Below are 12,459 nucleotides of genomic sequence, written 5' to 3' on the forward strand. Positions count from 1 at the left end.
CTTATTCATCATCCACCTCATTGCGCTTCGTACGAAGCACCGATACCGCGCATCTGCGGATGCGTGCCGTGCTTGTCCGTCACATGTTCCGTGCGGCTCAGTTTGCGCAGGATCACGTAGAACACCGGCGTCAGCATCAAACCGAAGAGCGTTACGCCGAGCATGCCGAAGAACACGGCAACGCCCATCGCGTGACGCATCTCCGAGCCCGCACCCGACGACAACACGAGCGGCACCACGCCCATGATGAACGCGATGGATGTCATCAGAATCGGACGCAGACGCAAGCGGCTCGCTTCGATCGCAGCCTGCACGATCGAACGTCCCTGCATCTCCAGCTCGCGTGCGAACTCCACGATAAGAATGGCGTTCTTCGCCGACAAGCCCACGAGCACCATCAAGCCGATCTGCGTGAAGATGTTGTTGTCACCATCCGTGAGCCATACGCCGAGCAGCGCGGAGAGAATGCTCATCGGCACGATGAGGATCACCGCGAGCGGCAACGTCAGGCTTTCATACAACGCGGCGAGCACGAGGAACACGAGCAGCACGCTGATCGGGAACACCCACAGTGCAGCGTTGCCCGCGAGAATCTGCTGATACGTGAGGTCCGTCCATTCGAACTTGATCCCGCGCGGCAGTACTTCAGCCGCAATGCGTTCCGCAGCCGCCTGTGCCTGGCCCGACGAATATCCCGGCGCAGGACCGCCGTTGATATCGGCTGCCGTGTAGCCGTTGTAACGCACCACCATTTCCGGGCCGTACGTCGGCGATACCTTCACGAGCGACGAAAGCGGCACCATGTCCCCGTTCGCGTTGCGCGTCTTCAGCAAGCCGATGTCTTCGGGATTCGCACGGAACGGCGCATCGGCCTGCACACGCACCTGGTACACGCGTCCAAAGCGGTTGAAGTCGTTGACATACAGCGAGCCGAGATAGACCTGCATCGTGTCGAAGACATCCGTCACCGAAACGCCCAGTTGCTTCGCTTTCACGCGATCCAGATCCACGTTCAGTTGCGGCACGTTGATCTGATAGCTCGAGAACGTCGGCCCGAGTTCCGGCGTCTGCGATGCGCGCTTGATGAACGCCTGCGTGGCATCGGCGAGCGCCGCATAGCCGAGCGCGCCGCGATCTTCGAGCTGCATCTTGAAGCCGCCGAGCGTGCCGAGACCGAGCACTGGCGGCGGCGGGAACACGGCGATGAACGAGCCCTTGATGCCCGCATACTTCTGATTCAACGCACCGGCAATGGCATTGGCCGACAGCGATTTGTCATGCACGCGGTCCTTGAACGGCTTGAGCGTGACGAAGACAATGCCCGCGCTCGAAGAATTCGTGAAGCCGTTCACCGACAGGCCCGGAAATTCCACCGCGCTTTCCACGCCCGGCTGCTTCAGCGCGATGTCGCTCATCTGGCGGATCACGCCTTCGGTGCGATCGAGCGATGCGCCGTTCGGCAACTGTGCGAAGCTGATCAGATACTCCTTGTCCTGCGCGGGCACGAAGCCGCCCGGCACGAGCTTGCCCATCAGCACCGCACCGCCGAGCAGCACCGCATACACGACCATCATGATCGCCTTGCGGTTGATGACGCGAGTGACGCCCTTGCCGTACGCGTCCGAGCCGCGATGAAAGACCTTGTTGAAGCCGCGGAAGAAGCCGCCGAACACGCGATCCATTCCACGCGTAAGCCAGTCCTTCGGCTCATCGTGGCCCTTCAGAAGAAGCGCTGCGAGCGCCGGCGACAGCGTCAGCGAGTTGAACGCGGAGATCACCGTCGAGATCGCGATGGTCATCGCGAACTGCTTGTAGAACTGCCCCGTCAAACCGGACATGAACGCGAGCGGCACGAACACGGCAACGAGCGTCAGGGCAATCGCGATGATCGGCCCGCTCACTTCGCGCATCGCCTGATACGTGGCATCTCGCGCCGACAAGCCCGCTTCGATATTGCGCTCGACGTTTTCCACGACGACGATCGCATCGTCGACCACGATACCGATCGCGAGCACCATGCCGAACAGCGACAGCGCGTTGATCGAGAAGCCGAACGCAAGCAACAGCGAGAATGTCCCGACGATCGACACCGGCACAGCAAGCAGCGGAATGATTGAAGCACGCCACGTTTGCAGGAACACGATCACCACCAGCACGACGAGCGCAATCGCTTCGACGAGCGTATGAATGACCGCCTCGATACTGGAGCGCACGAATTGCGTCGGGTCATAGACGATCTGATACTCGAGACCCGCGGGCATGTCGGCCTGCAGTTCCTTCATCGTCTTGCGCACTTCGTCGGAGATCTGAAGCGAGTTCGCGCCCGGTTGCTGATTGATTGCGATTGCCACGGCCGACTTGTTGTCGAGCAGCGAGCGCAAGCCGTATTCGGATGCCGCGAGTTCGACGCGCGCGACATCGCTGAGATGCGTGACCGCGCCATCCGGCGAAGTCTTCAGCACGATGTCGCGAAACTCCGACTCGTTCTGCAAGCGGCCGCGCGCATTCACGTTCAACTGAAGCGGCACGTTGGGCAGCGTCGGCGAACCGCCGATCACGCCAGCCGCAACCTGCACGTTCTGCTCGCGGATCGCGTTGACGACATCAGTCGCCGTCATGCCGCGCTGCGCGACCTTTTGCGGATCGAGCCAGACGCGCATCGAATAATCGCCCGAGCCCCACAACTGCACTTCACCCACGCCGGCGATACGTTCGAGCCGATCCTTGACGTTGATGAGCGCGTAGTTGCGCAAATACGTCATGTCGTAGCGGCCGTTCGGCGAGTTCAGGTGAACCACCATCGTGAGCGTCGGCGATGACTTGATCGTCGTCACGCCGAGCCGCTGCACGTCCTGCGGCAAACGCGGCAGCGCCTGATTCACGCGGTTCTGCACGAGCTGCGTGTTCTTATCGGGATCGGTGCCGAGCTTGAACGTGACGGTCGTCGTGAGATTGCCGTCGCTGTTCGCCTGCGACTGCATGTACAGCATGTCTTCGACGCCGTTGATCTGCTCTTCGAGCGGCGAAGCCACGGTCTCCGCAATCACCTTCGGGTTCGCGCCGGGATACTGCGCATGCACGACGACCGATGGCGGCACGACTTCCGGATACTCGGAGATCGGCAGCTTGAACATCGCGATGATGCCCGCCAGCAGCACGACCACCGACAACACGCCCGCAAAGATCGGGCGGTCGATGAAGAATTTGGATATGTTCATGACGAGTTCTTTCCGTTGCGGATCACGCGAATCACTGCGCCGATGCCGTCTTCACGACGGGCGCATCGCCGCTGTTGTTCATCGCGACACCGTTGGCTTTGACGACATCGTTCGGACGCACGCGCTGCAATCCGTTCACGACGATGCGTTCGCCCGCTTCCAGTCCCTTCGCAATCACGCGCAAGCCGTCATGTGTCTGACCGAGCGTGACTTCGCGATACTGCACGCGGTTGTCCTTGTCGACGACCATCACGAACTTCTTGTCCTGATCGGTGCCGATGGCGGCATCGTCGACGAGCACGGCCGGGTGAGGCGTGCCGCCGCCCACTTTGATGCGTGCGTACAGCCCCGGCAGGAGCGAGCCGTCCGGGTTGTTGAAGCGCGCACGCACGCGGATCGTGCCGGATGTCGTATCGAGGCGGTTATCGACGGAATCGACGACGCCTTCGCGTGAATAACCGTCTTCGTTGGCAAGCCCGAGCGACACCGGCACGGTGTGGCCCGCGTCGCGGCCGAGATAGCGCAGATAGGTTTGTTCGTCGACATCGAACGATGCATAGATCGGCGAGACCGACACCAGCGTCGTCAGCAAGGGCGCATTGCCGCCCGTCGATACGATGTTCCCCACCGTCAGTTCCGCACGCGACACACGGCCCGATACCGGCGCGGTGATGCGCGTATAGGCAAGATTGATCTTCGCGGTCTCGACGGCGGCTTGCGCAGCCTTCAGGTTGGCGACGGCCTCGCGAGCGGCGTTTTGCTTCTCGTCGTAATCGCGCTTGGCGATCGCGTTATCCGTGAGCAGACGTTCGGCGCGCGCGGCGTCCGTCGATGTGTAGCCATTGCGCGCCTGCGCCGCCGCGAGTTGCGCTTGCGCGCGGTCCACTTCGGCTACATAGGGACGCGGATCGATCGTGAACAGCGGATCACCCTTCTTCACGAGCGCGCCATCCTTGAAATGCACCGCGACGATCGTGCCGGGCACGAGCGGGCGAATGTCCACGTGGTCCACCGCTTCCAGCCTGCCCGAGTAGCTTTGCCAGTCGGTGATGGTCTTCGAGATGACGGTCGCGACATCGACTTCGGTGGCAGTGGGGCTATGCGCTGCAGCTTTGGCTTCGTTGATCGCCGCGTCGCCGTGGCCGCGCCAGGCGGTATAGCCGCCCGCGCCTGCGATGACCAACGCAGCGCCTAGCGCGGCGTAGATGCGTTTGCGAGTGAAGAACATGATGAAAGGCTCCGGTTGCGTTGAGATTGTTTTTTTATGGTGCTCGGCTTAGCGCTTATTTGGTGCGCGCAAGCCGCTTCCTGAAGAAAGCGACGACATCGGCCAATGCGTCGGGATGCGCGGCAAGCGCCTGATGCGATGCCTTGCAATGCCGCGTCACTTCGGTGGGCACGCCCGCCGAGATCAGTTCCGCTGCGTACTTTTCAGCCTCGATGTGCAGCAGGTCATGCTCGGCGCTCGCGATCAATGCAGGAGGCAGGCCAGCAAGACGACGCGATTCGAGCGGCGCCGCATACGGATGCAAACGTTGCGACGGATTCGGCAGGTAAGCGCGATAACAGCGCGCGCATTCGCTCAGTTCGAGATCCGGGCACAGCACCTTGCGCTCATCGGCGACGCGCGTCATGCTCGGATCGAGCAGCGGCGCGAGCAGCACTTGCGCCGACATGCGAATGTCGCCGCGATCGCGTGCAATGGCAGCGACACATGTCGCGAGATTGCCGCCCGCATCGTGGCCCGCCACGCCCACTCGCTGCGGGTCCGCACGTTGAGCGCGGGCATGCGCCACGGCCCATTGCGCCGCGCGATAGCCGTCCTCGGGCGCGGCCGGAAACGGATACTGCGGCGCCAGCGAATAAGCCACCGACACGACCCAAGCGGGCGTATCGCGTGCGATGGTCGCGGCTGCGATGTCGGCATCGTCGAGCGTGCCGCTTGTAAAACCACCGCCATGAAAATAGAGGACGATGGGCAGGACGGTGCCGTCCGACGCGGGGCGATAGCTGCGCAGCATGATGGGCTGCACATGGCCCGCAATGCGCACCTCTTCGATGCACAGTCTCGGTCCTTGCTCCAAATCCAGCAGTGATGCCATGGTTATTTCCGTGCACAGCCCTGATTGCAAGGCCGTCACGCATGAGTTGCGATGGTCCGAATTCTGGAGTCCGCGCCTTTTTTAATAAATGCCTATAATCCGGCAACACAATTCGGTCGCCCCGAACAATCATCGCTTAAGCTCCCGGCGATTTTCTTAGCCAGCCGCTTAATTCCCTGCCTCTATAAGCATCGAAGGTACGAAAATGGATCGGCTACAAGCAATGCAGGTCTTTACTCGCGTCGTCGACACCAACAGCTTTTCGCGCGCAGCGGACACGCTGAACCTGCCGCGTGCATCGGTGACGACGATCATTCAGAACCTCGAAGCCTTTCTCAACGTGCGGCTGCTTCAGCGCACCACGCGCAGGCTCAATCTGACGCCCGACGGCGCCGCCTACTACGAGCGATGCGTGCGCATCCTCGCGGACATCGAGGAAGCCGAGAGCACGTTCTCCAACAACGGCAAGGGGCCGCACGGCAAGTTGCGCGTGGACATGCCGGGGGCCATCGGGCGGCTGATCGTCATGCCCCAGCTATGCGATTTCCACACGCGCTATCCGGACATCGAACTGATGATGGGCTTCGGCGACAAGCCGGTCGATCTCATCCAGGAAGGCGTCGATTGCGTGATCCGCGTCGGTACGCTGCAGGATTCGAGTCTTGTCGCGCGGCGCATCGGCGTGTTTCAGGGCGTCACGGTGGCCAGCGCTCAGTATCTGGAACGCAACGGCACGCCGACGACGCTCGACGATCTGCAGAACCACACGGCCGTCAATTATTTCTCGAGCCGGACTGGGCGAATCATGGACATGGATTTCGTCGTGGACGGCGAGACCATCGAAGTGAAGATGCGCGGCATGATCGCGGTGAACGATGCCGAAGCGTATCTGAGTTGCGGGCTCAAGGGCGTGGGCATCGTTCAGGTGCCGCGATTCATGGCGCTGCCGTATCTGCGTTCGGGCGAACTCGTCGAACTGCTGCCGCAATGGAGCCCGATGCCGATGCCCATTTCAGCGGTGTATCCGCACAACCGGCATTTGTCGCCCAAGGTGCGCGTGTTCGTCGACTGGGTGGCGGAGCTGTTCGAACGCTGCCCGCTGCTGCAGGGCCAGAAGGAAGCGGAAGAACGCTGCCTGCCGACGAGCACCGCATCGCCGATGATCGTTCGCCACGGCACGCCCGAAGTCGCGGGCACGGCGGACGTCGTGGTTTGACGGCTCGACGATTATTCGTCGCAATAGATAAATCTATTCGTCAATAGGCCATTTATCCGCCGCACCGGCGCGACTACATTTCGTCCTGTCACGGCGCATCGTTCATTCGCACGATGCGCCGTATCCCGAAGGATCGAAAGGAGTCGCACCATGAAACGCTATCTGCTCACGAGCCTCTCGCTCGCCGCTGTGTCTGCCGTGATCTCGAGCACCGCTTTTGCGGAAGGCGGCCAGGGAATCGGCCGTGCGGGAACGTATCTCACGCCTACGCAAAGCACGGCAAGCGCAAGCGAAACGCCCAAAACGCGTGCGCAAGTGCGGGCCGAACTCGCCGCAGCCTATTCGAACGGCTCTTTGCCGGCGCTCAATCGCAATACCTATCCTTCGCGAAGCATGTGGGGCGACGCTGTCGCCGCGCAGGCAGAAGCGCACAACCGGGCAATCGTCGATTACGCGAATGGCGCGCCGGCCGCCGCGAATCTGAGCTCACGCTGATTCGTTCGTCATTCTAACTATCCGAAGGATAAGCCCATGTTCGATACCGAATCGGCACTGGAGCAATTCTCATTGCTCGATGATTTCTCGACGGACGCGCCCGTCTGGCGTCCGTTCGCACCGGACGAAACTCAACAGCACGTCGACGCCGAGACTCTTTAGGAACCCGCTTCCACCGCGCTCAACGCCCGCTCGATCACGCCCGCCAGCTTTGCAAAGGCGGGCGCGATCTCGGCGTTCGGCACACACGCATAGCCCAGCATCAAGCCCCTGCGCGCGTCTTCCTGATTCATGTAGTAGTGCGTGAGCGGACGCGTGACCACGCCGCTCGCGAGCGCATCGTCGGTGATCGCGCGATCGCTCGCGTTGCCGGGCAATTCGAGCACGAAGTGCAGGCCCGCTTCGTCGCCGCGCACGGCGAGCGTTTCACCGAAATGCGCGCCGATCGCGTCGATGAGCAACTGGCGCCGTTCATCGTAAAGGCCGCGCATGCGCCGCACATGCGACGTCAAATGACCATCCAGAATGAATTCGGTCATCACCGCCTGCTGCATCAACTGGCCTTCGCGGTATAGCTCCGCGACGCCGGTGCGGAACGTATCGACGAGATTCTCCGGCACGACCATATAGCCCATGCGCAAGCCGGGAAACATCATCTTGCCGAGACTGCCGACATAGATGACCTGCCCCGCGTCATCGAGTCCCTGCAGCGACGAAAGGGGCCGGCTGCGATAACGGAACTCGCTGTCGTAGTCGTCCTCGATGATCCACACGCCATGCTGCCGCGCGAATTCGAGCAGCGCACGACGCCTCGCGAGACTCATCACCATGCCGAGCGGATACTGATGCGACGGCGTCACGAGCGCAATGCGCGGCGGCGCGGCCATGTCGCGCGCGCTCGGATTGAGGCCTTCTTCGTCGACGGGCACGGGCACGAGCGTCAGCCCCGACGCCTGCAGCACGCTGCGCACGCCCCAGTAGCACGGCTCCTCGACCCACGCGCGATCGCCGCTATCAGTCAGAAGACGCACCGCGAGATCGATCGATTGATGAATCCCCGTCGTGATGATGATCTGATCCGGCGTGCATTTCACCGAACGCGCGACGCGCAGATAGTCCGACAACGCGCGCCGTAGCGGCCGATACCCGCCCCCCGGCGCATACGTCAGCAAGTCGGGACTCGCGCGCTTCCAGAGCCGCGACTGCAAACGGCTCCACGTCCGCGACGGAAACTCCGCCACATCCGGCACGCCCGGCATGAACGCGCCCCACTGCTTCGGCGCGACGCCCGCGTGGGCGATCAGCCGCGCGCCCCGCTTCGATATCAGGCAAGGCTTGCGCGGCGTTTCATCGGCCGGTTCCTGCGGCTTGCGCACAGCCGCACGGTCGTTCGGGGCGGTATCGGCGACATAGGTGCCGCTGCCGGTCGTCGACGTGACATAGCCTTCGGCCGTCAACTGCTCGTACACGTGCAGCACCGTATTGCGCGCGACGCTGATATCGGCCGCCAGCATGCGCGAGCTCGGCAGCTTCGCCCCCGACGCAAGCTGACCGGTCAAAATGGCCTGCTGCATCGCCTCGAGCAGTTGCCGGTAGACCGGCTCTTCCCGCGCGCGGTCGATTCGCGCATTCAGCCAGTCTGCAAGGTGGATCGTAGTCAAGGTGCTGTCCCGGGACGAGGCGCCAGCGCCGAAAGTGGCTCCCCGATGAATATTGAAATGGTTCCCCATTGTAGAACCGTCTCAGGCTATAGTTAGCGCAAGTAGTGGAAAAAATTTCCGGAGCCGCTCGCCGTCCCGTTGCGGCGCCGGCATCCGAAATATCCGCATTCAGCTTTCCGAAGGAGACACGGAAGATGAAATCCGATCAGGTGATCGTCAGCTTTCGCGGCGTCCGAAAGACTTACGACGGCGAAACGCTCGTCGTGAAGTCTCTCGATCTCGACATCTATCAAGGCGAATTCCTCACGCTGCTCGGGCCGTCCGGCTCAGGCAAGACCACGTGCCTCATGATGCTCGCGGGCTTCGAATTCCCGACGGGCGGCGAAATCTGGCTCGACGGCAAGCTGCTCAACAAGGTGCCGCCGCACAAGCGCGACATCGGCATGGTGTTTCAGAACTACGCGCTCTTTCCGCATCTGTCGGTGCAGCAGAACGTCGAATATCCGCTGACAGTGCGCAAGATGTCCGCCGAAGAACGTGCTCATCGCGTCAACAACGCGCTGAAGATGGTGCGCATGGAGAGCTTCGCGAAGCGTTATCCGGCGCAGTTGTCGGGCGGTCAGCAGCAGCGCATCGCGCTGGCTCGCGCGCTCGTCTTCGAGCCGAAGCTGGTGCTGATGGACGAGCCGCTCGGCGCGCTGGACAAACAGCTTCGCGAGCACATGCAGTACGAACTGAAGTCGCTGCACGAGAAGCTCGGCGTCACCTTTGTGTACGTCACGCACGATCAGGGCGAGGCGCTCACCATGAGCGACCGCGTCGCCGTGTTCGACAAGGGCATCGTGCAGCAGCTCGATACCGTCGATCACCTCTACGAAGCGCCGTGCAACGAGTTCGTCGCCAATTTCATCGGCGACAGCAACCGGCTTCGGGGCACCATCGAACATACGCAAGGCGATTATTGCGAGATACGGCTCGCGGACGGCACGCGGCTTTCGGGCCTGAACGTGGCGAAGGCGAACGCCGGCGCGCCGGCGGTGGCGTGCATCCGGCCCGAACGCATGAAGCTCGCAGCCGGCGCGCACCGCATGAACGGCGCGAACGGACACAACGCGCTCGCGGGTGAAGCCAGGAGCCTCATCTATTTCGGCGACCACGTGCGCATGCGCTGCGGCGTGCGCGATCAGGACGAGTGTTTCGTCAAGGTGCCGCTCGGCACCGAAGCACTCGCAGGCTTCACGCCCGGCGCGCCGATCGCACTGGAATTCGCGCCCGAGCATTTGCGCGTGTTCGCGTGAGACGTTCCCCGGCGTGCCGCGCGCATGCCCTTTTCCGCAGTCAATCGATAAAACCAAGCAGAGGAAACCACCATGAGGAAGTTCGCACTGTGTTCCAAGGGAGCCGCCGCGCTCGTGTGCGCGACGAGCGTATCGGTCGCGTTCGCGGCGGACCTCACCGTCGTCAACTTCGGCGGGGCTAATGGGGACGCGCAGAAGGTCGCGTTCAATCAGCCGTTCGAGAAGGCGACCAACAACAAGGTCACGGCGGTCGAGTACAACGGCGAGCAGGCCAAAGTCAAGGCGATGGTCGAAGCCAAGCACGTGAACTGGGACGTGGTCGAAGTCGAATCGGGCGATCTCGGCCGTGGCTGCGACGAAGGTCTTTACGAAAAGCTCGACTGGTCGAAGATCGCGAAGAAATCGGAACTCGTGCCCGAGTCGCCGCAAACCTGCGGCGCCGGTTTCTTCGTCTGGTCGACGGCCCTCGCCTATAACGCCGACAAGCTCAAGAGCGCGCCGGCCAGCTGGGCGGACTTCTGGGACACGAAGAAATTCCCGGGCAAGCGCGGCATGCGCAAGGGTGCGCGCTACAACCTCGAATTCGCACTGATGGCCGACGGCGTCGCGCCGAAGGATGTCTACAAGGTGCTCGGGACCAAGGCCGGCGCGGATCGCGCGTTCAAGAAACTGGACGAGCTGAAACCGAGCATCCAGTGGTGGGAGGCCGGCGCACAGCCGCCGCAATTCCTCGTCGCGGGCGATGTCGTCATGTCCACCGCGTACAACGGCCGTATCGATGCCGCGCGCAAGGAAGGCAAGAACCTCAAGGTCGTGTGGAACGGCAGCATCTACGACCTCGATTACTGGGCCATTCCGAAGGGCTCGCCGAACAAGGACGTGGCGACGCAGTACATCGCGTATTCGGTGTCGCAGAAGCCGCAGCAGGAGTACGCGCAGCACATCGCCTATGGTCCGGTGAACAAGGCCGCGATCACCGCGCTCGATGCGAAGACGCAGGCCGATATGCCGAACTCGCCGGCCAACGCGAAGAACGCGGTGTTGCAGGACATGGCGTTCTGGACCGATCACGGCGATGAACTGGAACAGCGCTTCTCGGCGTGGGCATCGAAGTAAGTGGCTGACTGCGGTGCGACGGTCGCGCTTCCTGTGAGGCGCGGCCTCGTTACCGCCAAGTTGCAGGGAGACACCAGCGTGAACACCATCACGATCGCCGTGGACGAGTCGGGCGAATCGACCGCGCGCCTGAAAAAAGAGCTGAAGCTCGCCGACGCCAAGAAACGCGCGATGGCGCTTGCGTTGATCGCGCCGCTCGCCATCTTTTTGTTTCTGATCTTCGTGGTGCCGATCGGCGCGCTGCTCACGCGGGCCATCGAAAATCCCGAAGTGGCGAACGCGTTGCCGCATACCGGCGCGGCGCTCGCCGGCTGGGACCGCAAGGCGGCGCCGCCCGATGCCGCCTACGCCGCGCTCGCGCAAGACCTGACCGCGATTCAGGACGGCGATTCGATGGGCGCCCTCGCCCGCCGCCTCAACACGGAGATTCCGGGATATCGCTCGCTCGTTGCGAAGACCGCTCGCGCGATGCCGCTCACCGGCGACGACGGCAAGCCGCTCGCGCCGCCGCAGTTGCGTGCGAAGATCATCGAAATCGACGAGCGCTGGAACGATCCGGCCTACTGGCAAGCCATCGCGAAGAACGCGAGCCGGCTGTCGCCGTTCTATCTGCTGGCGTCGCTCGATCATAAGCAGGACGGGTTCGGCAACATCGTTCACGCCGATCCGGACCAGTCCATTTACGTCAACGTGTTCGGGCGCACCTTCGTGATCGGCTTCGCGGTGACGCTGTTCGCGCTGCTGCTCGGCTATCCGCTCGCCTACTGGATCTCCACGCTGCCCGCGCGCCGCGCGAACCTCGTGATGGTCCTCGTGCTGATACCGTTCTGGACCTCAGTGCTCGTGCGCGTCGCCGCGTGGATCGTGCTGCTGCAAAGCGAAGGGCTCATCAACAAGGCGCTGATCGGCAGCGGGCTGATCGGCTCGCCGCTCGCGCTGCTCTTCAACCGCGTGGGCGTCTATATCTCGCTCACCCACATTCTTCTGCCCTTCATGATCCTGCCGCTGTACAGCGTGATGAAGTCGGTGCCGCCGACTTATCAGCGCGCGGCGGTATCGCTCGGCAGCCATCCGTTCGCCGCGTTCTGGCGCGTGTATGTACCGCAGACGTACCCCGGCATCGGCGCGGGCGTGCTGCTCGTGTTCATTCTGGCGATCGGCTACTACATCACGCCGGCGCTGCTCGGCGGACCGAACGACCAGATGGTGAGCTACTACATCGCCTATTTCACGAACGTGACCATCAACTGGGGCATGGCCTGCGCCCTCGGCGCGCTGCTGCTCGCCGCGACGCTGGTGCTGTACGTCGTCTACGGGCGCTTCACGCGCTCGAACGTGAGCCTGGGGTAACAG

At 62.6% G+C, this 12,459-nt stretch carries 10 protein-coding genes; 6 read left to right on the forward strand and 4 right to left on the reverse strand.

Going from position 1 to position 12,459, the window contains the following annotated elements:
- Nucleotides 1-17 precede the first annotated feature (17 nt).
- The 3 genes from BG57_RS14435 to BG57_RS14445 are packed head-to-tail and all read right to left on the reverse strand — an operon-like array spanning nt 18 to nt 5,320.
- Nucleotides 18-3,218: an efflux RND transporter permease subunit gene (locus BG57_RS14435; RefSeq protein WP_035964585.1), complete on the reverse strand. Its 3,201-nt coding sequence runs from the start codon at nt 3,216-3,218 to the stop codon at nt 18-20.
- Nucleotides 3,219-3,249: 31 nt separating this feature from the next.
- Entirely contained in the window at nt 3,250-4,446 is a 1,197-nt protein-coding gene (locus BG57_RS14440; RefSeq protein ID WP_035964587.1) for an efflux RND transporter periplasmic adaptor subunit, read from the reverse strand.
- Nucleotides 4,447-4,501: 55 nt separating this feature from the next.
- Nucleotides 4,502-5,320, reverse strand: a complete 819-nt coding sequence (locus BG57_RS14445; protein WP_035964589.1) for an alpha/beta hydrolase — start codon at nt 5,318-5,320, stop codon at nt 4,502-4,504.
- 205 nt (nt 5,321-5,525) lie between these two features.
- Here BG57_RS14445 and BG57_RS14450 point away from each other — a divergent pair, with 205 nt between their 5' ends.
- The 3 genes from BG57_RS14450 to BG57_RS34135 all read left to right on the forward strand — a co-directional run bounded on the left by BG57_RS14450 (nt 5,526) and on the right by BG57_RS34135 (nt 7,193).
- Nucleotides 5,526-6,536, forward strand: a complete 1,011-nt coding sequence (locus BG57_RS14450) for a LysR family transcriptional regulator (protein ID WP_035964591.1) — start codon at nt 5,526-5,528, stop codon at nt 6,534-6,536.
- A 150-nt stretch (nt 6,537-6,686) separates the two neighbouring features.
- Nucleotides 6,687-7,031, forward strand: coding sequence for a DUF4148 domain-containing protein (locus BG57_RS14455; RefSeq protein ID WP_035964601.1), 345 nt, complete (start codon nt 6,687-6,689; stop codon nt 7,029-7,031).
- A gap of 36 nt (nt 7,032-7,067) precedes the next feature.
- Nucleotides 7,068-7,193 (forward strand): hypothetical protein, encoded by a 126-nt coding sequence (locus BG57_RS34135; protein WP_268237943.1) that lies wholly within the window; start codon nt 7,068-7,070, stop codon nt 7,191-7,193.
- Here the strand turns inward: BG57_RS34135 and pdxR are convergent.
- Nucleotides 7,190-8,692, reverse strand: a complete 1,503-nt coding sequence (pdxR, locus tag BG57_RS14460; protein ID WP_035964608.1) for a MocR-like pyridoxine biosynthesis transcription factor PdxR — start codon at nt 8,690-8,692, stop codon at nt 7,190-7,192. The genes BG57_RS34135 and pdxR overlap by 4 nt on opposite strands.
- Nucleotides 8,693-8,886: 194 nt before the next feature.
- Here pdxR and BG57_RS14465 point away from each other — a divergent pair, with 194 nt between their 5' ends.
- The 3 genes from BG57_RS14465 (at nt 8,887) to BG57_RS14475 (ending at nt 12,456) form a co-directional block, all read left to right on the forward strand.
- Complete coding sequence (locus BG57_RS14465) at nt 8,887-9,990, forward strand: ABC transporter ATP-binding protein (RefSeq protein WP_035964616.1); 1,104 nt, start codon at nt 8,887-8,889, stop codon at nt 9,988-9,990.
- 72 nt (nt 9,991-10,062) lie between these two features.
- Nucleotides 10,063-11,106 carry an ABC transporter substrate-binding protein gene (locus tag BG57_RS14470; protein ID WP_035964626.1) on the forward strand — a complete coding sequence of 348 codons (1,044 nt, stop codon included), beginning with the start codon at nt 10,063-10,065 and terminating at the stop codon, nt 11,104-11,106.
- 78 nt (nt 11,107-11,184) lie between these two features.
- Nucleotides 11,185-12,456: an ABC transporter permease gene (locus BG57_RS14475; RefSeq protein WP_035965002.1), complete on the forward strand. Its 1,272-nt coding sequence runs from the start codon at nt 11,185-11,187 to the stop codon at nt 12,454-12,456.
- Nucleotides 12,457-12,459 lie beyond the last annotated feature (3 nt).

Source organism: Caballeronia grimmiae, assembly GCF_000698555.1.
GTDB lineage: Bacteria > Pseudomonadota > Gammaproteobacteria > Burkholderiales > Burkholderiaceae > Caballeronia > Caballeronia grimmiae.